This window comes from Tardiphaga sp. GW822-FHT04G09 (assembly GCF_058800725.1).
Genome location: NZ_JBXAMO010000011.1, coordinates 61,184 through 84,543, shown reverse-complemented (window position 1 = coordinate 84,543; position 23,360 = coordinate 61,184). Strand labels below are relative to the sequence as shown.

The 23,360-nt window shown below is 63.5% G+C and carries 24 protein-coding genes and 1 tRNA gene; 8 read left to right on the top strand and 17 right to left on the bottom strand.

Annotation, left to right across the window (positions count from 1 at the left end; translation table 11 throughout):
* The first annotated feature begins 34 nt into the window (after positions 1 to 34).
* Positions 35 to 1,291 (top strand): flavin monoamine oxidase family protein, encoded by a 1,257-nt coding sequence (locus AC1RLZ_RS19240; RefSeq protein ID WP_493189922.1) that lies wholly within the window; start codon positions 35 to 37, stop codon positions 1,289 to 1,291.
* 9 nt (positions 1,292 to 1,300) lie between these two features.
* Here AC1RLZ_RS19240 and AC1RLZ_RS19235 read toward each other — a convergent pair whose 3' ends face one another.
* Together AC1RLZ_RS19235 and AC1RLZ_RS19230 are read right to left on the bottom strand one after the other, a co-directional pair.
* The gene (locus AC1RLZ_RS19235) at positions 1,301 to 1,711 is read right to left on the bottom strand and encodes a thiol-disulfide oxidoreductase DCC family protein (protein ID WP_493189921.1); all 411 of its coding nucleotides are present in this window, start codon (positions 1,709 to 1,711) and stop codon (positions 1,301 to 1,303) included.
* A gap of 34 nt (positions 1,712 to 1,745) precedes the next feature.
* A complete protein-coding gene (locus tag AC1RLZ_RS19230) occupies positions 1,746 to 2,630 on the bottom strand; it encodes an alpha/beta hydrolase family protein (RefSeq protein WP_493189920.1) in 885 nt (294 codons plus the stop codon).
* A gap of 280 nt (positions 2,631 to 2,910) precedes the next feature.
* Between AC1RLZ_RS19230 and AC1RLZ_RS19225 the strand changes: the two genes are divergently transcribed.
* The 3 genes from AC1RLZ_RS19225 to AC1RLZ_RS19215 all read left to right on the top strand — a co-directional run bounded on the left by AC1RLZ_RS19225 (position 2,911) and on the right by AC1RLZ_RS19215 (position 5,591).
* Positions 2,911 to 3,420 (top strand): GNAT family N-acetyltransferase, encoded by a 510-nt coding sequence (locus AC1RLZ_RS19225; protein ID WP_371419787.1) that lies wholly within the window; start codon positions 2,911 to 2,913, stop codon positions 3,418 to 3,420.
* A gap of 103 nt (positions 3,421 to 3,523) precedes the next feature.
* Positions 3,524 to 4,078: an inorganic diphosphatase gene (ppa, locus tag AC1RLZ_RS19220; protein WP_493189919.1), complete on the top strand. Its 555-nt coding sequence runs from the start codon at positions 3,524 to 3,526 to the stop codon at positions 4,076 to 4,078.
* A 31-nt stretch (positions 4,079 to 4,109) separates the two neighbouring features.
* The gene (locus tag AC1RLZ_RS19215) at positions 4,110 to 5,591 is read left to right on the top strand and encodes a M20 family peptidase (protein WP_493189918.1); all 1,482 of its coding nucleotides are present in this window, start codon (positions 4,110 to 4,112) and stop codon (positions 5,589 to 5,591) included.
* Here the strand turns inward: AC1RLZ_RS19215 and folD are convergent.
* The 3 genes from folD to AC1RLZ_RS19200 are packed head-to-tail and all read right to left on the bottom strand — an operon-like array spanning position 5,588 to position 7,122.
* Complete coding sequence (gene folD / locus AC1RLZ_RS19210) at positions 5,588 to 6,472, bottom strand: bifunctional methylenetetrahydrofolate dehydrogenase/methenyltetrahydrofolate cyclohydrolase FolD (protein WP_493189917.1); 885 nt, start codon at positions 6,470 to 6,472, stop codon at positions 5,588 to 5,590. The two genes, AC1RLZ_RS19215 and folD, sit on opposite strands and share 4 nt — an antisense overlap.
* Positions 6,469 to 6,816, bottom strand: a complete 348-nt coding sequence (locus AC1RLZ_RS19205; RefSeq protein WP_493189916.1) for a DUF167 domain-containing protein — start codon at positions 6,814 to 6,816, stop codon at positions 6,469 to 6,471. The genes folD and AC1RLZ_RS19205 overlap by 4 nt, the downstream gene beginning before the upstream one ends.
* Before the next feature lie 15 nt (positions 6,817 to 6,831).
* Positions 6,832 to 7,122, bottom strand: coding sequence for a YggT family protein (locus AC1RLZ_RS19200; RefSeq protein WP_149529426.1), 291 nt, complete (start codon positions 7,120 to 7,122; stop codon positions 6,832 to 6,834).
* Between the two features lie 192 nt (positions 7,123 to 7,314).
* On the opposite strand from AC1RLZ_RS19200, the gene AC1RLZ_RS19195 reads away from it, so the two are divergent.
* Positions 7,315 to 7,390: transfer RNA gene (locus AC1RLZ_RS19195), tRNA-Ala, on the top strand.
* Between the two features lie 97 nt (positions 7,391 to 7,487).
* On the opposite strand, the gene AC1RLZ_RS19190 is transcribed toward AC1RLZ_RS19195, so the two are convergent.
* From AC1RLZ_RS19190 to AC1RLZ_RS19170, 5 genes are all read right to left on the bottom strand, one after another.
* Complete coding sequence (locus tag AC1RLZ_RS19190) at positions 7,488 to 8,267, bottom strand: SDR family NAD(P)-dependent oxidoreductase (RefSeq protein WP_371419792.1); 780 nt, start codon at positions 8,265 to 8,267, stop codon at positions 7,488 to 7,490.
* A gap of 212 nt (positions 8,268 to 8,479) precedes the next feature.
* The gene (locus AC1RLZ_RS19185; RefSeq protein ID WP_493189915.1) at positions 8,480 to 8,959 is read right to left on the bottom strand and encodes a tellurite resistance TerB family protein; all 480 of its coding nucleotides are present in this window, start codon (positions 8,957 to 8,959) and stop codon (positions 8,480 to 8,482) included.
* Positions 8,960 to 9,116: 157 nt separating this feature from the next.
* Positions 9,117 to 10,526, bottom strand: coding sequence for an adenylate/guanylate cyclase domain-containing protein (locus AC1RLZ_RS19180; RefSeq protein WP_371419794.1), 1,410 nt, complete (start codon positions 10,524 to 10,526; stop codon positions 9,117 to 9,119).
* 137 nt (positions 10,527 to 10,663) lie between these two features.
* A complete protein-coding gene (locus AC1RLZ_RS19175) occupies positions 10,664 to 12,052 on the bottom strand; it encodes a cytochrome P450 (RefSeq protein WP_493189914.1) in 1,389 nt (462 codons plus the stop codon).
* A gap of 88 nt (positions 12,053 to 12,140) precedes the next feature.
* Positions 12,141 to 13,517: a hydrolase gene (locus AC1RLZ_RS19170; RefSeq protein ID WP_493189913.1), complete on the bottom strand. Its 1,377-nt coding sequence runs from the start codon at positions 13,515 to 13,517 to the stop codon at positions 12,141 to 12,143.
* A 164-nt stretch (positions 13,518 to 13,681) separates the two neighbouring features.
* Here AC1RLZ_RS19170 and AC1RLZ_RS19165 point away from each other — a divergent pair, with 164 nt between their 5' ends.
* Entirely contained in the window at positions 13,682 to 15,367 is a 1,686-nt protein-coding gene (locus tag AC1RLZ_RS19165) for an MFS transporter (protein WP_493189912.1), read from the top strand.
* A 67-nt stretch (positions 15,368 to 15,434) separates the two neighbouring features.
* Here AC1RLZ_RS19165 and AC1RLZ_RS19160 read toward each other — a convergent pair whose 3' ends face one another.
* The 3 genes from AC1RLZ_RS19160 to obgE all read right to left on the bottom strand — a co-directional run bounded on the left by AC1RLZ_RS19160 (position 15,435) and on the right by obgE (position 18,021).
* Entirely contained in the window at positions 15,435 to 15,656 is a 222-nt protein-coding gene (locus tag AC1RLZ_RS19160; protein ID WP_371419797.1) for a cysteine rich repeat-containing protein, read from the bottom strand.
* 133 nt (positions 15,657 to 15,789) lie between these two features.
* Positions 15,790 to 16,920 carry a glutamate 5-kinase gene (gene proB, locus AC1RLZ_RS19155; RefSeq protein WP_493189911.1) on the bottom strand — a complete coding sequence of 377 codons (1,131 nt, stop codon included), beginning with the start codon at positions 16,918 to 16,920 and terminating at the stop codon, positions 15,790 to 15,792.
* 51 nt (positions 16,921 to 16,971) lie between these two features.
* On the bottom strand, positions 16,972 to 18,021 hold the full coding sequence (obgE, locus tag AC1RLZ_RS19150; protein ID WP_493189910.1) for a GTPase ObgE: 1,050 nt from the start codon (positions 18,019 to 18,021) through the stop codon (positions 16,972 to 16,974).
* 161 nt (positions 18,022 to 18,182) lie between these two features.
* On the opposite strand from obgE, the gene AC1RLZ_RS19145 reads away from it, so the two are divergent.
* Positions 18,183 to 19,100 carry a DMT family transporter gene (locus tag AC1RLZ_RS19145; protein ID WP_493189979.1) on the top strand — a complete coding sequence of 306 codons (918 nt, stop codon included), beginning with the start codon at positions 18,183 to 18,185 and terminating at the stop codon, positions 19,098 to 19,100.
* A 60-nt stretch (positions 19,101 to 19,160) separates the two neighbouring features.
* Here AC1RLZ_RS19145 and AC1RLZ_RS19140 read toward each other — a convergent pair whose 3' ends face one another.
* The 4 genes from AC1RLZ_RS19140 to AC1RLZ_RS19125 all read right to left on the bottom strand — a co-directional run bounded on the left by AC1RLZ_RS19140 (position 19,161) and on the right by AC1RLZ_RS19125 (position 22,253).
* Complete coding sequence (locus AC1RLZ_RS19140; protein WP_493189909.1) at positions 19,161 to 19,751, bottom strand: GNAT family N-acetyltransferase; 591 nt, start codon at positions 19,749 to 19,751, stop codon at positions 19,161 to 19,163.
* Between the two features lie 133 nt (positions 19,752 to 19,884).
* Complete coding sequence (gene rpmA / locus AC1RLZ_RS19135) at positions 19,885 to 20,157, bottom strand: 50S ribosomal protein L27 (RefSeq protein WP_068737821.1); 273 nt, start codon at positions 20,155 to 20,157, stop codon at positions 19,885 to 19,887.
* Positions 20,158 to 20,236: 79 nt separating this feature from the next.
* Positions 20,237 to 20,731, bottom strand: a complete 495-nt coding sequence (gene rplU, locus AC1RLZ_RS19130; RefSeq protein ID WP_493189908.1) for a 50S ribosomal protein L21 — start codon at positions 20,729 to 20,731, stop codon at positions 20,237 to 20,239.
* Positions 20,732 to 21,089: 358 nt separating this feature from the next.
* Entirely contained in the window at positions 21,090 to 22,253 is a 1,164-nt protein-coding gene (locus tag AC1RLZ_RS19125; RefSeq protein ID WP_493189907.1) for a mandelate racemase/muconate lactonizing enzyme family protein, read from the bottom strand.
* A 131-nt stretch (positions 22,254 to 22,384) separates the two neighbouring features.
* Between AC1RLZ_RS19125 and AC1RLZ_RS19120 the strand changes: the two genes are divergently transcribed.
* Positions 22,385 to 23,278 carry a LysR substrate-binding domain-containing protein gene (locus AC1RLZ_RS19120; RefSeq protein ID WP_493189906.1) on the top strand — a complete coding sequence of 298 codons (894 nt, stop codon included), beginning with the start codon at positions 22,385 to 22,387 and terminating at the stop codon, positions 23,276 to 23,278.
* The last annotated feature ends 82 nt before the right edge of the window (positions 23,279 to 23,360 follow it).

Sequence of the window (23,360 nt, the reverse complement as noted above, 5' to 3'; positions counted from 1 at the left end):
CCGGTGTCACGACAATCCGGTGTGACATGACGTGATGAGCACGAATCTCCCCTCCGAAGTTGATGTCGCCATCATCGGTGCCGGTGCCGCCGGCCTCGGTGCGGCACGTGCGCTGGAAGGTTCCGGGCTCTCGGTGATCGTGCTGGAAGCGCGCGACCGGATCGGTGGCCGTGCCCATACCATCATGGCAGCGCCCGGTATTCCGTTCGATCTCGGCTGCGAATGGCTGCACTCCGCCGACAGGAACGATTTTGTCGGCATCGCGAAGGACCTTGGCTTTGCCGTCGACAAGTCGCGCCCGCCGTGGCGCGATCAGGCCTATGACGTCGCCTTCTCAAAGACGAAGCGCGATGAGTTCTTCGCCGCGATAGACGCCTTTTATGAGCGAGCCGAAGAAGCCGCGGAAAACGAGATCGATGCGCCTGCCGCGACATGCCTCGAGCCGGGCAATCCGTGGAATCCGATGATCGACGCGGTCTCCACCTATATCAACGGTTTCGAGCTCAAGGATGTGTCGCTGCACGACATGGACGCCTATGAGGACACCGAGGTCAACTGGCGCCTGCCCGATGGCTATGGTGCGCTGATCGCGGCCTATGGCGCGCCGTGTCCGGTGGCGCTGAATACCGAAGTGACACTGATCGATCACTCAGGTGCGCGCATCCGCATCGAGACCTCACGTGGCACGCTGGGCGCGGCGAAAGTCATCGTCTGCGTGCCGACCAATCTCATCGCCAACGCGCATATCCGCTTCACGCCGCCATTGCCCGGCAAGGTCGATGCTGCCGCCAGCCTGCCGCTCGGCGCCGACAACAAGGTGATGCTGGCGCTTGCCGATGCGGAGAAGTGGCCGTCCGATATCGGCTTGCGCGGCGCCGCCATGCGCACCGGCGTCGGCAGCTTTCATCTGCGCCCCTCCGGCCGTCCCTGCATCGCCGGTTTCTTCGGCGGCAGTTTCGCGCGCGAGCTCGAAGACGCCGGCGACGGGGCGCTCGCTGCGCAAAGCATCGACGAGATCGTCACGCTGCTCGGCTCGGATATCCGCAGCAAGCTCACGCCCCTCGCGGAATCCCGCTGGGGCCACGACCGCTTCGCACAGGGCGCCTATTCTGCGGCGAAGCCCGGCCATGCCGAAGCCCGCGCCGTGCTCGCCGCGCCGGTGAATGGCAAACTGTTCTTCGCCGGCGAGGCGACATCGCCGAACTTCTTCTCGACAGCTCACGGCGCGCGAGAGAGCGGCGAGAGGGCGGCGAGGGAAGTGTTGAACGAGGGCAAGCCCGCGAAGGCGTAACGGATAGCGCTACTCGATCACCCTTGCTCGCATCTCCGCATCCGGCACGATACACGCCTCCGTCTTTCCGAAGATGCGATAGCGGTTGGTTGCAATCAGGCTGTAGACGGGATTGCGCAATGCCTTCGGGATGGCGAACAGTAGGCGCACCCACTGCCAGCCGGGCAGGGTCGATAACACTGTCAGCGCCGCATCGGATTGTAAGTAAGCCACGCCGCCATGGATCACGGCATTCGTATCGGGATCGGCGGGGTCGATGCCGAAATGGCGGGCGAGGTGGCTGCCATAGTCCGACTGGATCGGGGTGAAGCGAAAGCGACGATCGATGTCGCGTGCGGCGACGAACTGGATCCAGCGCGAGCAGAAGATGCAGACGCCGTCATAGAGAATGACGTCGTCATCGGGCCAAAGCTCGGTCACTGCGGTGTCCACTCCAGTTGCGCGGGCTTGCGTGTCATCGCTTTCCTGCCGTGATTGCCTTCAACGCCTTGTCCAGCGCGGCACCATAGATGTCGTCACCGCCGTCGCTCTCCGCAAGCCAGTGCCCTTCGCTCCGGAATTCCGGCAGTTCGCGGATATCGACCTTGGCACCGCCCTTGCGAAAGGCATCGGCAAGCCGTCGCGAGAAGGCTGGCGAAAAATAGCTGTCATTGCGCGCGGCGAGCCAGATCACGGGCACATGCGCCGTCTGTCCGAAGGTTGCCGCTGCGGCGATCAGGCGCTGCGGCGCGCAGACGTCATTCGGCCTGTCATTGGCATGGCCGCCGCGTCCGGGCGCGAAGACGACGATCGCCGTCACGCCTGGCGGATTGGCGCCGGCCAGGGCCAGTGCGCCCCAGCCGCCCGCGGAATGGCCGACGACGATCGTGCCGCTACCGCGAATGAAGGGTTGCTTGCGGATCTCGGTCATCGCTGCCGCGATGCTGTCAGCCGTGGCGCGGCCGGCGCCGAGATAGTCGGCATCATCGCAGCCGCCCTGGTCTTCCAGATAGCGGCCGCCGGTGGCGCCATGACCGGGGCGCTCAGGGACCAGCACGGCGTAGCCGCGGCTGACGAACCAGGAGGCGAGTGCGCGATACTCCGGTTGCGGCATCTGCGCGCGGCGCAGCGCATTCTGCGTGGAGGCATGCGCGATCACAGCGAGCGGAAACGGACCGTTGCCCGGCGGGCGAAACAGCACGGCTCGGGAACTGGTGCCAGGATCGGGCGACGGCACCGTCCAGAGCTGCCGGCGATGCGGCGCTTCTTCAGGACCTGGCGCGCCATATGTCTGCGCTGCAGCCGTGCAGGCGCTGCCGATCAGTGCAGCCAGCAGGCACAGCGCCTGGAGGTGTTTCATGAGCGCTCGGTGGCCTTCGTCGGGCAGTAACGGCTGCGGCATTCTATACGCTACGAATCACATGGCTGCAGTTCCGCACATCAGAGCGCGTGTGCATTTGCGGTATGACTTGCGTCAGCAAGTGCCAGCAGTGGAAAACGCGGCGCCTGGCGCGCAGAAGATGCAGTCCTGTCCTTTTTCGATACAACTCTTTTGCCAAACTGATGCTGAAAATCCACACGTTAACCGATAATTAACGATGGACCTTGAAGAGCGCCCGCCGACTTGCTTTGATCCCCTCATGAGCACAACCCTGATCGAGGTTCGGCCGGCCAAAGCTGCAGATGCGGCCGCGGTGGCGTCCACCCATGACGAAGCCTGGCGCGCGGCCTATCAGGGCCTCATCCCGGGCCCCGAACTGGAAAAGCTGATCAATCGCCGCGGTCCCGGCTGGTGGGAGTCGGCGATCCGCAAGGGCAGCCGCGTCAGCGTGTTGTGCTTCGGCGACAAGGTCGCCGGCTATGCCAATTACGGTCGCAACCGCGCCCGCAGCCTGCAGTTCGAAGGCGAGATCTACGAACTTTACCTGCGTCCGGAATTCCAGGGCCTCGGCTTTGGCCGCCGCCTGTTCGCCTCCGCCAAGCGCGACCTCGTGCAGAGCGGCCTGAAGAGCATGGTGATCTGGGCGCTGTCCGACAACGAGGGCGCGACGGAGTTCTACCGTGCTCTGGGCGGCCGTATGGTCGCCCGCTCCTCGGAGCGTTTCGGCGCAAAGTCGCTCGATAAAGTGGCATTCGCCTGGACGAATTAAGCCGTTAAGCCGGTTCATGATTTTCTGGTCCCGCAGGCGTTGAATCCGGGCTCCCGCTCGGCTACGCCTGTCGCAACCTGTCCTATGAAATCTGGAGTGTTCGATGCGTCTTGACGCAATCCCGCTCGGCGCCAAGGCGCCGCATGAAGTAAACGTCGTCATCGAGGTCCAGGTGGGCGGCGAGCCCATCAAATACGAGATGGACAAGGAATCCGGCGCGCTGTTCGTCGATCGCTTCCTCTATACGCCGATGCGCTATCCCGGGAACTACGGCTTCATTCCGCACACGCTGTCCGGCGACGGCGATCCCTGCGATGTGCTGATCGCCAATACCCGTGCCATCGTGCCGGGCGCTGTCATGAGCGTGCGCCCGGTCGGCGTGCTGCTGATGGAAGACGAAGGCGGTCTCGATGAGAAGATCATCGCCGTCCCCACCTCGAAGCTCACCCAGCGCTACGACAAGGTGAAGAACTACAGCGATCTGCCGGAGATCACGCTGCAGCAGATCCAGCACTTCTTCGAGCACTACAAGGATCTCGAGCCCGGCAAGTGGGTCAAGGTGGTGCGCTGGGGCGATGCCGCCGATGCGGAGCGCCTGATCATGGAAGGCGTCGAGCGCGCCAAATCTGCAAAAGAATCGGCCGCCAAGACCAAGTAACAGAAATTGGCGTAGCAGGAGGGGACTTCCGATGCGCCGATGGATCAGACTATTCCGAACGGCCGCGCTGATTGTCATCGCGGCCGTTTTGCTGCTCGCGGGCATCGTGCTCGTCTACACGTTCAGCCACGGGTCGCGGCAGCTCCAGGTGAATGCGGTACCGAAAACGGCCGTTGACGAACAGGCGGTGGCCGAGCGACTTGCGGAAGCGATCCGCTTCCCGACCATCTCCAATTTTCTCAATCCCGATCAGGCGGCCGAGCCGCTGCGTGCGATGCAGGCGCATCTGGTGGCGAGCTTTCCGGCCTTCCACGCCGCGGCAAGGCGCGAGCTCGTCGGCAACTACAGCCTTCTCTACACGTGGGAAGGCAGCGATCCCGCTTTGAAGCCGATCGGGCTGCTGGCGCATCAGGATGTCGTGCCCGTCGCGCCGGGCACCGAGAAGGACTGGCAGCAGCCGCCATTCAAGGGCGTCGTCGCCGACGGCTTTATCTGGGGCCGTGGTTCATGGGACGACAAGGGCAATCTCTATTCGATCCTCGAAGCCGCCGAAGCCATGGCAAAGACCGGCTTCAGGCCGAAGCGCACCATCTATTTCGCCTTCGGTCACGACGAGGAAGTCTCCGGCACGCGCGGTGCAAGGGCGATCGCGGCGTTGCTGAAATCGCGCGGCGTCAAGCTCGACTTCGTGCTCGATGAAGGCCTGCTGATCACCGAGGGCATCCTCAAGGGGCTGGACAGGCCGATGGCGCTGATTGGCGTCGCCGAGAAAGGCTATGCGACGCTGGTGTTGACCGCGCATGGCACGCCCGGTCACTCGTCGATGCCGCCGCGCGAGACGGCGATCGGCATGATGAGCGCGGCGCTGACTCAGCTCGAGAACAAGCGCCTGCCGATGCAGATCCGTGGCACGGTCGGCGAGATGTTCGACACCATCGCGCCGGAAATGAGTGGCTTCAACCGCGTGGTGCTGTCCAATCTCTGGCTGTTCAAGCCGCTGTTGCTGCGCGAATTCGAGAAGAGCGGTCCGACCGAGGCGACGGTGCGCACGACCACGGCGCTGACGATCTTCAAGGCCGGCGAACAGGACAATGTGTTGCCGGGCAATGCCGAGGCCACGGTGAATTTCCGGCTGTTGCCCGGCGATACCCAGGCCAGCGTCACCGAACATGTGCGCAGTGCCGTCAGCAATGACAGGATTTCGATTGCGCCATTTCCCGGCAATACCGATCCGCCCCCGGTGACCGGCACGGCGGGTCCGTCCTATCGCGCGCTCAACCAGACCATCCGCGAGATTTTCCCGGATGCGCTGGTGGCGCCGGGCCTGATGGTGGCGGCGACGGACTCCCGGCACTACACGGATGTGACCGACAACATCTTCCGCTTCTCGCCGGTGCGGGCGACGTCGGAAGACCTCAAGCGCTTTCACGGCACCAATGAGCGACTGAGCGTGGCGAACTACGCCGACATGATCCGGTTCTATCGACGGTTGATCGAGAACACGGCGAATTAAACCGTCGGCGCGGCCAGCTTGTGGATCGCGCAGGCCGCGCGCAGCGTGTTTACCAGCAGGCAGGCGACGGTCATCTGACCCACGCCGCCAGGCACCGGGGTGATCGCGCCGGCGGTCTTCAGCGCTTCCTGATAGGCAACGTCGCCGACGAGGCGCGTCTTGCCCTCTGCGCCGGGCAGGCGATTGATGCCGACATCGATCACGGTGGCGCCGGGCTTGATCCAGTCGCCGCGGACCATTTCAGGCCGGCCGACGGCGGCATAGACCAGATCCGCCTGCGCGCAGAGTTTGGCGAGATCGCGTGACTTCGAATGGGCGATTGTCACGGTGGCGTTTTCATTGAGCAGCAATTGCACCAGCGGCCGGCCGACCAGATTGGAGCGGCCGATCACGATGGCATTCATACCTTCCAGTGACGTGTGCACGCTCTTGGTCAGGATGATGCAGCCGAGTGGCGTGCAGGGCGACAGTGCGGGCATGCCGCTGGCGAGACGGCCGGCATTGGTCGGGTGCAGGCCATCGACATCCTTGGCGGGATCGATGGCGTTGACGACGGCGTCGGTATCGAGGCCCTTTGGCAGCGGTAGTTGCACGAGGATGCCGTGCACGGCGGGATCGGCGTTCAGCTTCTGCACCAGCGCGATCAGATCGGCCTGCGCGATGTCGGCCGGAAGCTTGTACTCGAAGGAGGCCATGCCGGCTTCCTGGGTCTGCTTGTGCTTGCTGCGCACATAGACCTCGCTGGCGGGATCGCTGCCGACCAGCACCACGGCGAGGCCCGGTGTCACGCCATGCTCGCTCTTCACGCGCGTGACTTCGGCGGCGACGCGGCCGCGCAATTCGGCGGCGATGATCTTTCCATCGATGATGCTGGCGGTCATGTGTCGGTCCTGTCGTCAGTGTCGTCGGGCGTTGCTGCAGTGATACTGCGCAGCATCGCGCCCAGTTTCGTCGGGTCGCCGTCGACCGCGATCTGTTTCACGCGCGATGTGGTGCCGGACAGCACGCGCACATCGCGTTTCGGTACGCCGAGCCGCTTGGCGAGCAGCTCGGTCACGGCACGGTTGGCTTCGCCGCCCTCGGCGATGGCGCGTACCCGTACCTTCACCACCGAGCGGCCATTGGCCATGGTCTCGATCCCGTCGATGTCATCGCGGCCGCCGCGCGGCGTCACGCGAACGGCGATGCTGACACCGTCAGTCGCATAGCGCCAGGGATCCGCCACGAAGCCGGCGGCCGATCAGAAGACGCTGGGATAGATGTAATAGGTGATCACACGCTGCAGGAACATGATGATCAGGATCAGGATGATTGGCGAGATGTCGAGACCGCCGAGGCTCGGCAGCATCTTGCGGATCGGCGCCAGCACCGGCTCGGTGATCCGGAACAGGAATTCGGCGATCGCGGAGACAAACTGGTTGCGGGTGTTGACGACGTTGAAGGCGATCAGCCAGGACAGGATCGCCGAGGCGATCAGCAGCCAGACATAGAGATCGAGAACGATCAGCACGATATCGAGAACGGCGCGCATGGCGGGGATGGCTCGCGGGTTAGGTCGCGGATTCGACTGTCAGCTAAATATCGGTTCAGCCCCCCTCTAACAAGGGAAGTTCCGGGCGAAAAGTGCCGCAAAACCGCGCTTTTGCGACGTTCTTGACTTGCCGTTAACAGGGATTGTAAATGACGCCGATTACTGATCGGCCGTCCGCGGCCGGTACGTATCGGGGCCATAGCTCAGCTGGGAGAGCGCGTCGTTCGCAATGACGAGGTCGGCGGTTCGATCCCGCCTGGCTCCACCACGCTTCACCTGCGGCTACGCGTGGCGCAGCCCGCACTCGCCGAAGCCCCCGATTTTCATCTTGAACGTTGCGCGCAGCACGGCCACGCCAAATCCCGTCACACCCGGCGCAGCTGCAACCTTGCCACGGCGCCGGCGATGAAGCCGCGCGGGAAGAACCGGAGCAGTAACGGGACGATCTTGATGCCGAGGCCGGGAAAAACCGTGCGCTTGTTGGCCATGAGGCCCTGATAGCCCAGCAGGGCGACATCGGCGGCCGAGACATTGAGGATGGCGGAGTCGAGACCCGGGGTGAATCCGGCGCGGGCCTGGAATTCCGAGGGCACAGGCCCGGGGCACAATGCGGTGACGCGCACGCCCTTTGAGCCGAGCTCCTGACGCAGCGCTTCGGTGAAGGACAGCACATAGGCCTTGCTGGCGTAGTACACGGCCATTCCGGGGCCCGGCAGAAAACCCGCGATCGAGCTGAGATTGAGAATGCCGCCCTTGTTGCGGATGAGGCTGTCGGAAAAGCGCAGCGACAGATCCGTCAATGCGCGAACATTGACCTCGACGATGCCGAGTTGCCTGTCGCGGTCCATCTCGATGGCGCGGCCGAACATGCCGAAGCCGGCATTGTTGACCACATACTCAACTTCGACATCGGCAGCGGCGAGGGCGGCTGCGATCTGGTCGCAGGCGTCGCGCTGTTCGAGATCGCAGGAAATGATGATGGGCGCAGCACCGCCCGCAGCTATGATTTCAGCGGCCAGAGCGTTCAGACGCTCGGTGCGGCGTGCAACCAGAGCGACGCGATGCTTGTTCGCAGCGAAGATGCGCGCGAACTCGGCGCCAATTCCGGCCGAGGCTCCGGTTATCAACGTCACGCGCTCAGTCACAATAAGGTACTCTTGAAATACGTGAAGAGGGTTTGCATGCATCTACAGGCGTAATAGGGATACCCGTGATGTGCAAGTCGGAATGACCACCGGAGTACCGCAGGGCCACCGGTTCTCGGGCGCGTAGCAGTCGCATGAATTATCGGGGACTGCGCATTAAACTTTGGTTGTGCGTCGTGGCGCTGTCATTTTCGGTCTAGCCGAGATCCTGCTCAGACCGCGGCATCCGTCGTCGCCCTGCCGCTCGCCACACGTCGCTTGAGCTCCATCCGGTCGCGTGATGAAACAGCGAGCAGATCGGCTGCGCGCCAGACCACATTTTCCTCGAACTCACTGACGCGGCCGTCGGCATAGACCAGCTCCCACATCATCTCGACGAGGCGGACGCGGCCGGGCTCATCGACCACGCGCATGATGACACTGGTGAAGTGATAGAGGTCGACGGCCTCGCCTTCGACAAGCGTGGCAGCCGCGATGAGCCTGTCTGCCGTGCCGGGATCGAGCTCGAAACGCGACTCGATCAGGCTGTGTAACTTGGCAGTCTCGATAGCTGAGGGCTCACCGTCCAGCGAGATGACGTGAAGCATCAGCGCCGTGGCGGCGAGGCGGAAACCGGTATCGTCAAATGCCTGATTTTCGTGCGCATCGGGTGACACCACGTCGGCAATGAATTGGCGCAATTTTTCCAGCATTATTCTTTGAACCAGATGATCGAGAGGTCCGCCATGCGGCGAAAACGCCCGTGCTTTGTGGCGCGAAAATGGAACGCGCGCAATGCGGGCGGGTTCCCGAAGCGCTGATGACAGTTAAGTAACAATTGAGGCGACCGGCAGTTTAAGGGATCACGTATCACGGGATTTCATAGACCACGATCTTGTCGGCGATACCGCGCAAGGCGGCATGCTTCTGGATCGGCGTGATTTCAGCCTTTCGCAGGATGGCTTCCACGGCCTGCGTCGATATCACCGGGCCGGTGACGTGGATCGCTTGCGAGGTTGACAGGCCCTGCACCCTGGCAGCGATATTGACGGTCTGGCCAAAGTAATCCTGCCGCTCGTTCAGCATCACAGCAAGGCAGGGTCCCTCATGGATGCCGATTTTGACCACGAGATCCTTGGTGCCGCGCTCCTCGTTCAATCGCTCCATCGCCGCGCGCATGCGCAGACCCGCGGCCAGCGCTTGTTCGGGCCGTGTAAAGGTCGCCATGACGGCATCCCCGATGGTCTTCACGACGGCACCGGCTTCCGACGCAATGATCTCCAGCAGGGCGTGGAAATGCGCCCGCACCAGGTCGAAGGCTGCGAGATCGCCGACGCGCTCGTACAAGGCGGTCGAGCCCTTGAGGTCGGTGAACAGGAAAGTCAGCGAGGTAATCTTCAGTCGCTGATCGATATTGAGGTTATCGGCCTTGTAGACATCGCGAAAGGTCTGGTTGGTGAGTATCCGCTTGGCCGTGAGGAACGGCTTGCGCTTGCCGATCAGGTGATGGAGGCCCTCCGCCGCGACGAATACCGATGGTAGCACGCGCACCTCGGTCTGGTTTTCGAGGGACAACCGCAGCGGTCCGGGTCGCAGGGTGATGGTGCCGGTCGGTGTATGCTGCCGGTTGTAGATCAGCGACAGATGCTGTCGTTCCTTGGTCGGCTCGCCCTGCACATCAATGAACTGCGCGGCATGGGTTACCGGCTCGAACACGATGACGAACTCCGACGGCAGGTGCAGCGACATCACCGCCTTTTCATGCGCTGGCAATTCCATGGCGTCCAGCGTCACCTCGTCGGTGAGTGACGCGAAGGATTCCTGGTTGAGATCGACGCCGGAGCTCCAGAATACCTGCTTGAAATATTCCCAGAGCGGCAGCGTATTGGGGTCGTGTGCAGCGATGTGCCGGACCCGCGGCGCGACCGTGAACGCCACCTCGACCTGCTCGTCAACCGATGCTTCATAGCCGCAGGCGCAGAGTCCGCAATGGTAATCGTCATGGCGCAGCGATTTCAGCGTACTGTGGGCGTCGAGGACGCCGCTGCAGCCCGGGCACAGTACGTTCCAGGTCAAGTCGAACAGGCCGAGGCGGGAGGCGTGCAGGAAGCCGGAAATGACGCGCTCTTCGTTCAGGCCGTAGCGCGCAGCAAAATCCAGCACGTTAATGCGATTGAGTTCGTGATCGGCGCCGTCGCGGATCAGTTGTGCAATGGCATCGGCTACGGCGGGGTCGGTCGCCTGTTTCAGTGTCGCGAATTGTGCCTGTACATCACTCATGGCATCAGTTTAGGCCAAACAGGCGCTGCGTCCAAGACAGGGCTTTGCCGGAGCGCTTCAACTTGTCGTTCCGCCTGGCGTGCGACGCGCGCGCGTAGGGGCGGAAAGACGTGAGAAGGGGGCGTGCCGAAATAACGTCAGCGCCGCTCAATCCGAAACAGTGGCGAGCGATCCGGTTGCGTCGTCACTACGCCGATAGGCATGACGGGCGTTTTATCCGGCAACGCGATGCGGAATGCACCGATGATTTTCGCCAGCGCCAATGTGGCCTCGACAAGCGCGAAATGCGCGCCGATGCAGACGCGAGCGCCGACGCCGAAAGGCAGATAGGCGAAGCGGTCCGGCGGCGGCGTGCCGGGCATGAAGCGGGACGGCATGAAGGCATTGGGCTCGCGCCACAGTTTCTCATGCCGATGCAGCAGCCATGGCGCGATCAGGATCACGTCCTTGCGGGCGACAGACTGGCCAGCCACCCTATCAGGGCCCGCCGCGGCGCGCGCGATCAGGAAGGCGGGCGGATAAAGCCGCATGGTCTCGTCGATCACCGCGCGGGTGAATTTCAGATGGTCCATGTCGAATGTACCGCTCGCGCCGGCGGCACGGGCCTCTGCCGCGACCTGCTCCTGGGTCGCGGGATCGAGCGTCAGCAGATAGAGCGCCCAGAACAGTGCCGTTGCCGTGGTCTCATGGCCGGCCAGGATCATCGTCGCCACCTGATCGCCGAGCTGCACATCGGTGAAAGATGCGCCGGTTTCCGGATCTCGTGCGGCCACCATCAGATCGAACAGATCGCGCGGCGACGCGTCGTCGTTCTTGCCGGCGGCACGACGTGCGGTCATCAGCTCGCCGACGAATGTCGTCCAGCGTCTGCGGAAGAAAGCGCGCGAAATATCCTGTGGTGTCGGCCAGCCCAGCGGCAGCAGCAGATCGAGGAAATGCGGCCGTGCCAGCTTCATGCCGTATTCCATCACGAAGTCGCGCAGCTTCGCGCCATGCTCGGCCATGCCGAATGAGAACATGGTGCGGCCGGCGATCTCCAGCGTCATCCGCTGCATGATCTCGCGCAGATTGACCGGCTTGCCTTCGGCGCGCTGTAACTCGGCGAGCGTGTCGTCGATGGCCGAGATCATGTGCGGCACTAACGTGTTCACCGCGCGCGGCGTGAAGGCCGGTGCCAGTGTGCGGCGCTGGTGTTTCCAGGCGCGGCCTTCGGCGAGAAGCAGACCCTCGCCGAGCATCGGCCGCAGCACGCGGAACGCAGCGGGCGTGCGGGTATAGTTCTCGTAATTGTCCACCAGCACATGGCGGATCGCGTCGGGGTCGTTGAGGATGAAGCTCGCATGGCCGAAGAAGCGGCCCTTGACGATGTCATCTTCATAGGCACGCTGGCCCCAGGTCTCGATGGCGCTGCGGCGCATCGCGGACATGCGCCCCAGCGCGCCCATGTTTTCGGGCGCGCGCGGCGGACTCGGCGGCACCAGGGGCCGTCGCGAAGCAGCAAAGTCGTAGACTTCGGCAACGCTCACGATGGACCTCGCAACCTGCAAACGGGGCTGGGTGTGGCTACACTATAGCAGTCGCAAATCCGGGCGCCATGAAGGCGAGGCTCGCCGGTTACTCGGTAAATTCCGCGACCGTGATGCGGTTTTCCGATGCCGGCCAGGCGCGCGCCACGATCCGCTCCTGATTGAACAGCGCCGCCACCGGACGGCCGATCTCCGTGGCCGGAAGGCTGATTGTCGAGAGCGAATCCGTGGGTACGCCGGCCTTCACGTCGGTCGGCTCCTTGCCGTCGAGCAGCACGACATCGCGCGGCAGTCCGAAATAGCCGCGGACGCGCGACATCGAGACCACGGCGCCGGCATTGGCGTCTGCGGGTCCCGGTGCACGGCCGGCGCGCAGATGCACGACGTCGGACGAGCGGGGGAATGGCGAGCGATAGGAATGCGTGATCGGCGCGCCGGCCGATGTCAGCACGATCTCGACAGGCCAGGTCGGGTCGACCTGAACCGGGCCCCAGCGACCATCGGCGGAGGTGCGGGCCGAATGGAGCGCCGCCCCGATCCGCTCGCCGCTATCCGGCGCCACGCGATACACCTCGACCAACGCATCAGCGACGGGCCGGTTGGTCGGCACGCCGCCGGGAGTACCGGTGACGAGGCCGCTGATTTTCACGTCAGCTTCGCGTGCAATATCGATCCTCCCCGGTTCGCGGCCGGCGATGAATTTGTAGATCTCGCGGAAGGCGCGGGGGTGAAAGCCCGTCTCGCGATGATCGATCGCGCCGAGCACGAGATTGGCGGCACCGCGCAGCGCCGGACCATCGGCGGTGACGCCGGTGGTCACACCCGGCTTGCCGAGCAGGCGGCCATCGGGCTGTGCGTATTTGTCGATGCCATCGCTGCGCAGCGTCAGGAAAGCAGTACCCTCGGTCACCTCAGGGCCCTCACTGGGATTGAGGCTCCTGAGGAACGGCCCGCGGCCGTTGAATTCGCTGCCGGGACTGTCGGCCCAGTCGAACACGCCGTGATTGGGGGTGCCGCACAGCACGGCGTGGCTGACATCAGCGCTCCCGCCGTTCCTGATATAATTGCGCACCGCATAGCCACCGCGCGAATTGGCTACCAGCGCCACTTTCGCAGCGCCGGTGCGCTTCTTCAGTTCCGCGATGGCTTCGCCGAGTTCGCGGCGCTGGTCTTCGGTGGAGGAGCGGCCCTGCTGCGCCACAGCATCGTCGGAACGCGCCAGCGGATCGGTGAAATTGAGCGCCATTAGCCGGTTGCGCGGGATGCCGTTGGATTCCATGCGCCAGAGCTGCGTCATCCAGAGCGCGGCATGGTCGCCATTGCCATGCACGAACAGGATCGGCGGGGTATCGGAACCAGCGGGCACGCCGGGGCCGGTCTGCGCGAGAGCCCCAAAACGAAGCGCATGGGCGGCCAGTGGCAGCATCGCTGCGCCTGTGAGGATGGTTCGTCGCGACAGTGCCATGGCTGGTCTCCCCTATCTGCGCACTTCCGGCGCCTTGGCTCCGTGATAGCGGAGCAGGTACTGGACAGACAACGCGTTTCGCAGGCATCAACTCCATATGCCCGCGGGGAATCAGGTCCCGCATGGCCCTGCGGTCGCTAACTGCAGCAGACGACGGGACGATGATGGCCGAAGCAGCGAAACCAGTGGTTCTTCCCTCCGACGGCATTGCCGCCCCGCTGCGGTTTGCGGTGTTCCGGCGGATCTGGCTCGCCAGCCTGCTGTCCAATCTGGGCCTGATGATCCAGAGCGTGGGCGCCGCCTGGGCGATGACCCAGATGACCGCGTCGGCCGACAAGGTGGCGTTGGTGCAGACCGCCTTGATGCTGCCGATCATGCTGATCTCGATGCCTGCAGGCGCCGTGGCCGACATGTATGACCGTCGCATCGTGTCGCTGGTGTCGCTGGTGTTGTCGCTGGGCGGCGCCACCATGCTGACCATGCTGGACTGGACCGGCCACATCACGCCGAACATCCTGCTGGCCTTCTGCTTCATCATCGGCAGCGGCATGGCGCTGTTCGGGCCGGCCTGGCAATCCTCGGTGGGCGAGCAGGTGCCGCCGGAGGTACTGCCATCCGCCGTGGCGCTGAACGGCATCAGCTACAATATCGCGCGCAGTTTCGGCCCGGCGATCGGCGGCATCGTGGTCGCCACCGCCGGGGCCGTCGCAGCCTTCGCGGCCAATGCGGTGCTGTACATCCCGTTGCTGGTGGTGCTGTTCCTGTGGCGTCGCAAAGTCGATGTTTCCAGGCTGCCGCGCGAGCGGATGAGCCGGGCTATCGTGTCTGGCGTGCGTTACATTGCCAATTCGCCGTCGATCCGCATCGTGCTGATGCGCACGCTGATCACCGGCATTTGCGGCGGCTCGGTGTCGGCGCTGATGCCGCTGGTGGCGCGCGACCTGCTGCACGGTGGTGCGCAGACCTATGGCATCATGCTCGGCGCCTTCGGCATGGGCGCGGTGATCGGCGCGATGAATATCGGCCATGTGCGCAAGCATCTGAGCGGCGAAAGCTCAATCCGCGCCTGCGCGCTGATCATGGGCTTGGCGATTGCCGTCGTTGCCGTGAGCAGCGAACCGGTGATCACCGCGGCGGCGCTGGTGGTGGCCGGCTCGGTCTGGATGCTGGCGGTCGCCCTGTTCAATATTGGCGTACAGCTCTCGGCGCCGCGCTGGGTTGCCGGACGTTCGCTCGCCGCCTTCCAGGCCGCGATTGCCGGCGGCATCGCGATTGGCAGTTGGGGCTGGGGGCATCTCACGGACATGGTCGGCGTCGAAGCGGCATTGCTGGTGTCCGGCGGTGCGATGTTTCTCTCGCCGGTATTCGGCCTATTTCTGCGCATGCCGCCCACCGGCGCGCGCGACGAGGATGCCGAGACGCTGGCCGATCCCGAAGTGCAGTTGCAGCTCACAGCGCGCAGCGGCCCGCTGGTGGTGGAGATCGAATATCGCGTGGATCAGGAAAGCGCGCGGGCGTTCCATGGTGTGATGCAGGACGTGCAGCTGTCGCGGCAGCGCAACGGCGCCTATGGCTGGTCGATCGCACGCGATATCGCCGATCCTGAATTATGGACCGAGCGCTATCACTGCCCGACCTGGCTGGATTTCCTGCGGCAGCGCAATCGCGCGACGCTGTCCGAGCGCGCGCTGTATCAGCGCGCCAGCGATTTTCATCTCGGTCCCGATCCAATCCGCGTCCGTCGGATGCTGGAGCGGCCGTTCGGATCGGTGCGCTGGAAAGACGAGACGCCCGATCGCGCTGCGACCGAGGTGCTTCCCGTCGCGACGCCGGCCGGCAGCAGCGGTTAGATCTTTTTTTGTGACGCGTTTTCTTGACGCGAACCGCCGCTCGCTTCGCTCGAGAACGCTACGGGCGCTATTGATTGTTCTCGGCGAGAACTTTCGCGCAGGCCTTGCTGAGCTTCGAACGGTGTTCCTTGAGGCAGGCGAGCACGACCATGTCGCCATCATTCATCTTGGCGCGGCAGAAGCGCGACACGTCGCGTGAGCAGGCCGATTGATTGGCTGGGGTATTGTTGCCCTGCGCATAGGCCGAGGAAGCGATCAGCAGAAACGGAATGATCAAAAGCCGGGTCATGAAATGGGGCCTCCCTAAAATTGGCTATCTAACTCTATAGCGAGCAACGAAGTACGCGGGAATGGCGCAATGATGGCGAGCGTTCGGCACTTCACGGATTGCGCGTTACGTCATTCAGGCGAAGTATCGTTGCTTAACTTCGTGATCCCGAAATCACGAGGTCGTCGCGATGAATCATTTCCGCGCGGCCGGTGATACCGAGGATGACCATTACATCAGGCGATGAACGGCCCTTGATCTTCTCGGCATTGTCCGCGTCATAGGCCACGAGGCCGCGTCCGATCTCGTGTGTATCCGGTCCGCGTACGATAACGGCATCGCCGCGCGCGAAGTCGCCTTCCACCTTGATGACGCCGGCGGGCAACAGACTCTTGCCGGCGCGCAGCGCGGTGACCGCGCCTGCATCAATGGTCAGCGTGCCCTTCGGTTCCAGCGATCCGGCGATCCAGCGCTTGCGCGCCGTGACGGGATTGGCAGGCGTGAGGAACCAGGTGCAGAGGCCGCCGTCGGCAATCCTTTGCAGCGGATGCTCCACCTTGCCGGAAGCGATGATCATATGCGTGCCCGCGGTGGTGGCGATCTTCGCAGCCTCGATCTTGGTGTACATGCCGCCGCGCGAGAGCTCGCTTTCGGCAGCGCCGGCCATGCCTTCGATCTCGGCGGTGACGCTGTCGACAATGGGAATCAGTTTCGCATCGGGATTGGCGCCGGGTGGCGCGGTGTAGAGCCCGTCGATATCCGACAGCAGCACCAGCAGGTCGGCGGATGCCATGGTGGCAACGCGTGCCGCGAGGCGATCATTGTCGCCGTAGCGGATCTCGTTGGTCGCAACCGTGTCGTTCTCGTTGATCACGGGCACCGCGCGCCATTCCAGCAGCTTGCCGATGGTCGAGCGCGCATTGAGATAACGGCGGCGCTCTTCGGTGTCCTGCAACGTCACGAGAATCTGCCCGGCGCCGATGCCGTGATGGCCCAGCACTTCCGACCAGATGCGCGCGAGCGCGATCTGTCCGACTGCAGCGGCGGCCTGGCTCTCCTCGAGCTTCAGCGGACCGCGCGGCAGTTTAAGGCGGCTACGGCCGAGCGCGATCGAGCCGGATGAGACGACGAGCACGTCGCGGCCGTCGGCATGGAGCTTAGCGATATCGGCGGCAAGCGCCGCAAGCCACTTGGCCCTGACTTCACCGGCCGCGGAATCGATCAGCAGCGACGAGCCGACCTTGACGACGATACGGCGGAAGTTCTTCAGCTCGGGGCGCGACATGATGTGGGCTTCGGCAGTGCGTGTGATGCGTAGACGGAGGTCAGAGGCAGGTCAGCTCGTCGCCGGCGCCCATGGCGCAGACTGCGCTGCGCTCTTGGCCTTGTCCGACACCGGCGCTTCGCCGATCACCGCGACCAGCGAACGCAAAGCTTCCGGTACACCTTCGCCCGTTGCGCCCGAGATCAGCAGCGGCGTCTGCTTGGCAGCGCGCTTCAGCCGGTCCTTCTGCTTCTTCAACTCGTCCGGCTCGACCGCATCGATCTTGTTGAGCGCGACGATCTCGACTTTGTTGGCGAGGTCGCCTTCATAGGCATCGAGTTCGCCGCGGACGGTCTTGTAGGCTTTGCCGGCATGTTCGCAGGTCGCATCGATCAGATGCAGCAGCACGCGACAGCGCTCGACATGGCCGAGGAAGCGATCGCCGAGGCCGGCGCCTTCATGCGCGCCCTCGATCAGACCGGGAATGTCGGCCAGCACGAATTCGCGCGCATCGACATCGACGACGCCGAGCTGCGGATGCAGCGTCGTGAACGGATAGTCCGCAATCTTCGGCCGCGCAGCGCTGACCTTGGAGAGGAATGTGGATTTGCCGGCATTGGGCAGGCCGACGAGGCCGGCGTCCGCGATCAGTTTCAGCCGCAGCCAGATCCAGCGCTCTTCGCCGGGCTGGCCGGGATTGGCATTGCGCGGTGCGCGATTGGTCGATGACTTGAAATGTGCATTGCCGAAGCCGCCATTGCCGCCTTCGGCCAGCACATAGGTCTCGCCGAGCTTGGTGAAGTCGTGGATCAGCGTCTCGCGATCCTCATCGATGATCTGCGTGCCGACCGGAACTTTGAGCGTGATCGGCTTGCCATTGGCACCATGGCGGTCCTTGCCCATGCCGTTGGTGCCGCGCGGCGCCTTGAAGTGCTGCTGGTAGCGATAGTCGATCAGCGTGTTGAGGCCATCGACGACTTCGATGATCACGTCGCCGCCACGGCCGCCATTGCCGCCGGAGGGACCGCCGAATTCGATATACTTCTCGCGGCGAAAGGCCACGCAGCCGTTTCCGCCGTCGCCGGAGCGAATGTAAACCTTGGCTTCATCGAGGAATTTCATGGTGTATCCGTATCGCAGGGGGGTGGTCGCGGCAACCACTTCATGGCCGACATTTCGCGAAAAGCCCTTATTTTCCGGCCTTGCTGCGTATGTGAGGGCGTCCTAAAGACGCATAGTGCTGTTAACCAAGCCCGCGCCCAGAAGCTTACCTAAAGGCTCATATAGGCATGTTTGCGACCATTTCGACCGCAGCCGACAATCGTGCCGCCCGGCTGGCCGGTATCGGCCTGATGCTTGCGGGCATCTGTATGTTCTCCTGTGGCGATGCGATCGGCAAATTCCTCGTCGGTACCTATTCGGTCGGTCAGTTGATGCTGCTGCGCGCCTGCGCAGCGCTGGCGCTGCTGGCGCCGTCGATCTGGCGGCATCGTGCCGATTTCCTGCGGCTCGACCGGCCGGGCCTGCAGCTCATTCGCGTGGTGCTGTCGACGCTGGAAGTCGCCGCATTCTTCTGGGCGGCGGCCTATCTGCCGCTCGCAGATGTCATCACCTACTATCTCGCCTGTCCGATCTTCGTCACCGCAGGCTCCGCGATCTTTCTTCGCGAATCCGTCGGCTGGCGGCGCTGGAGCGCGATCTTTGTCGGCTTTTGCGGCGTGCTGATCGCGCTGCAGCCCTCGGCGCAGACAGTGACATGGCCGGCGCTGATTGCGCTTGGCGGTAGCCTGTCCTTTGCCGCGCTGATGCTGATCACCCGTTCGCTGCGCTCTGCGCCGGACGTGGTGCTGGCGACGACCCAGTTCATTGGCACTTTCACCTTCGGCGCGGTATTCACGACGTTCGGCTGGGTGACGCCCGATCTGCGCGATCTCAGCCTGTTTTTTCTGGCGGGGATCGTCTCGGTCTGCGCGCTGCTCTGCGTCAACCGCTCGCTGAAGCTGGCGCCGGCCAGCACCGTGGTGCCGTATCAGTATTCGATGATCATCTGGGCGGTGATCTTCGGCTATCTGGTGTTCGGCGAATTGCCATCATGGGCGACACTGATCGGCGCTGCGGTCATCATTGCGGCGGGGCTTTATATCTTCCTGCGCGAGCAGCAGCTCGGAAAGATCGCCGACGAGGTGCCACCGGCAGTGTGATGCTTTCTTCCCCTCTCCCCAGCGCAGCGAAGCTGCGCTCCGCGGGAGGGGGAAGAGACACTACCTCCGCGTCGACGTTCCCCAGTTCTTCAGCGAGCTCCACACACCGCGCGTCAGCTTGAAGCAATCCACCGGCGTCGATGAGCCGATGGCTTCGAAGCGGTGCAGTTGAACGCCACTCCACTGGAAGCCGCACTTCTCCAGGATGTTGCGCGACGACGGATTGGCAACGCGCGCCCCCGAGATCAGGTGCTCGATGTCGAATTCGTCGAAGGCGTAATCGATCGCGGCGCGAGCAGCTTCGGTGGCAAAACCCTGGCCCCAGTGATCGACGCCGAGCCAGTAGCCGAGTTCCGGCGATTCGGCTTCGCGCCAGTCAATCCCGACCATGCCGATGGGGCGACGGTCGAGTTCGATCAGGAACACACTTTCGCTTGCCGTTCCGCTCAACGAATTGACGAAATCGATCGCGTGATCCTGCCGATACGGGAAGGGCAGGCGACGCGTCATCTCGGCGATGCGGCGATCATTGGCGAGAAGCGCGATGGCTTTTACGTCCGCGAGTGTCGGCTTGCGCAAGGCCAGCCGTTCGGTCTCGAGGACGCAGCCTCTGGTTTCTCGCAACGTCGGGGTCGGAATATCCTGCAACATCTCGGGCTCCTGTGTGCGCCCCGAAGCGACGCACCAAACGAAAAGGGGAGGCCGGTTTCCCGCCTCCCCTGGAGCCCAATTCTGGCGCTCCGCCGGTTCAACAGGACCCGGCGGACTCCAATGTGTCCACCGTCTATTCGGCCGCGGCTTCAGTAATCGGGAGTACCGATACGAAAGTGCGGCCGTTCGATTTGGCGCGAAACTCCACGTGGCCTTCGACCTTGGCGAACAGGGTATGGTCTGTGCCCATGCCGACATTAAGGCCGGGGTGCCAGGTGGTGCCGCGCTGACGCGCAATGATGTTACCGGGAATCACGCGTTCGCCGCCGAACGCCTTCACGCCGAGGCGCTTGCCAGCTGAATCGCGGCCGTTGCGCGATGAACCGCCTGCTTTTTTATGAGCCATAGCCCGTCTCCGATCTCGATAAGTTCTAGATCAATTCCTTGAAGGAATTGTCTCACAGATTCTCAACTTTCGCAGCGGCTTATTCCGCGGCGGGCTTTTTCTTCGCAGCCGGCTTCTTGGCTGCAGCAGGCTTGACAGCGGCTGCCTTCGGAGCCGCGGCCTTCTTCGCCGGCGCCTTCTTGGCAGGAGCTTCGTCGCCATCAACCGGAGCGGTCACGACCGGCTTCTCACGCTTCGGGCGAGGTCCGATGGTCGGCGCCTTGCCGTCCGCCAGGATCTCGGTGATGCGGATCATCGTGAGTTCGTCACGGTAGCCACGCTTGCGCTTCGAATTCTTGCGGCGGCGCTTCTTGAAAGAGATGACCTTGGGGCCGCGCTTGTGGTCGAGCACTTCGGCTGCAACCGACGCACCAGCCACGAGGGGCAGGCCGAGCACAGGCGTATCACCGCCCAGCATGAGAACTTCACCAAGCTGCACGATCGTTCCGACATCGCCGGCGATCTTGCCAATCTCGAGCACATCATCCGGAACGACGCGGTATTGCCGGCCGCCGGTTTTGATGACTGCGAACATCGTTATATTCCTTCGTGTTCGATCCCGGCCTCGGATGATCCGGGCCGGCTTCTTGTTCAGTCGATAAGGGTTTGAGCTTTCGCGCTTTTCGATCGACGTTGCGATCCCACGCAAAAACAATCGGCGCGAGACAAAGCTTGCGCCGAAGCGTGCTTTATAGAGGGTGAAAGAGGGGAGTCAAGGAAAACGGGCGGAAAACCGGCCAAAAACAGGGTCTTGGCGAAGCCCCGTCTTTCTCCGCTGCCATCCCCGGGCTCGACCCGGGGATCCATCTTTGCGGCGCGTGGCAAAGGACATGGATGGGCGGGTCGGCTCCAGCCATGGCGAGTTCTATTTTCCGATCAATGGTTTAACCGCCTCACGACGCCAGGCTGCGCATTTCGTTGATCAGGTCCGACTTGCCCTCGAAGCCGATGCCGGGGAGTTCCGGCATGGTGATGTGGCCATCGATGACCTTCACGCCGTCCGGGAACCCGCCATAGGGCTGGAACAGGTCCGGGTAAGACTCGTTGCCGCCGAGGCCGAGGCCGGCCGCGATATTGAGCGACATCTGGTGGCCGCCATGCGGGATGCAGCGGCGCCATGACCAGCCATAGCTCTTCAGCATCTCCAGCGTGCGCAGATATTCGACAAGGCCATAAGACAACGCGCAGTCGAACTGCAGCCAGTCGCGGTCCGGGCGCATGCCGCCGTAGCGGATCAGGTTGCGCGCGTCCTGCATCGAGAACAGATTTTCGCCTGTCGCCATCGGACCGGGGTAGTGTTCGGCGAGCTTCGCCTGCAGCTCGTAATCGAGCGGATCGCCGGCTTCCTCGTACCAGAACAGGTCATATTCGCGCAGCGCCTTGGCATAGGCCACGGCCGTGTCGAGATCGAAGCGGCCATTGGCGTCGACAGCGAGTTTGGCCCCTGCGGGAAGCAGTTTCAGCACATGTTCGATGCGCTTGCAGTCGTCGGCGAGGGGCGCGCCGCCGATCTTCATCTTCACGACATTGTAGCCGCGATCAAGATAGCCCTTCATCTCGGAGGCGAGGCCGTCGAGGCCCTTGCCGGGATAGTAGTAGCCGCCCGCAGCATAGACGAAGACCTTCGGATCGGCCGACGTGCCGTAGCGTTCGGCGAGCAGGCGAAACAGCGGCTTGCCGGCGATCTTGGCGACCGCATCCCACACCGCCATGTCGATGGTGCCGATCGCGACCGAGCGCTCGCCGTGGCCGCCCGGCTTTTCATTGGTGAACATCGTCGCCCACACCTTGTGCGGGTCGATATTGTCGCCGGACGGGTCGATCAGGCTGTCAGGCTTGGCTTCCAGAATACGCGGCGCAAAGCGTTCGCGGATCAGGCCACCCTGGCCGTAACGGCCGTTGGAGTTGAAGCCGTAGCCGATCACCGGTTTGCCGTCGCGGATCACGTCGGTGACCACGGCGACCAGGCTCAAGGTCATTTTGCTGAAGTCGATGAAGGCGTTAGCGATAGGGGAGGCAATCGGAGCGGTACGCTCCCGGATATCGACGATGCGCATGAGGCGCTCCTGCGGCTGGGGTGAGACGGGCTTGCGGAGAGGCATACGCCTCGCTTAGCCATCTCTGAAATGGTCATTTTTCATCTGAGAAGTTCCCATCTAAGATGGCTAGGCCCCGACCCGGACGTCCCATGCAAAGCTTCGATCCGATCTCGCTCCGCCTGTTCATCGCCGTCTGCGAGGAGCGCAACATCGCCAATGCCGCCAGACGCGAGGCCATCGTGCCCTCCGCGGTGAGCAAGCGCATCAGCCTGATGGAGCAGGAGGCCGGCGTGCAATTGCTCGAGCGCGGCCGCCGTGGTGTCACGGTGACCGCGGCTGGTGAAGCACTATGTCGCTATGCGCGCGAGTCGCTGCAATTGCTCGACCGGATGCAGGCCGAACTCGGCGCCTTCGCCGACGGCGTGCAGGGGCATGTACGCGTGTTCGCCTCGAAGTCAGCGGTGGCGCAGGTGCTGCCGGAAGACATCAGCCTGTTCGCCAAACGCTATCGTGACGTGCGCGTCAGTCTGGAAGAGCGCGAGATCTGGGAAGTCGTGCGCGGCGTCGAGGAAGGGCGTGCCGATATCGGCGTGTGCTGGAATGCGGTCGACCTGCGCGGCCTCAGGACATTTCCCTATCACCGCGATCATCTCGCCGTGGTGGTGCATCCCGATCATCCGCTGGCCAAACGCAAGTCAGTGTCGTTCGAGGATACGATCGACTTCGAGCATGTCGACATCGTTGCGCGCAGCATCATGCAGACCACGCAACGCAGTGTCGCGGCGGCGGCCGGCAAGCAGATGCGCTATCGCATCCAGGTCTCTACGGTGGATGCCGCCTATCGCATTGTCGCCGCACAACTGGCCGTCGCGATCATTCCTCAGGAAGAAGCGTCCACGATCCAGCAGACGCTGGGGCTGAAGGTCATCCCGCTCAGCAATGACTGGGCGAAGCGGCAATTCGTCGTCGCCGTGCGCGACAAGGGCCTGAGCAAACCGGCGCAATTGCTGCTGGAGAGCCTGAAGGAGAGCGCGAACGAATGAGGATTCGCCAAACGGCAGTGTCGCGTCTGACCTTGAAGATGGATCGCGCAACCGATGTCGCGGAGCTGGCCGGCTAGCCCGG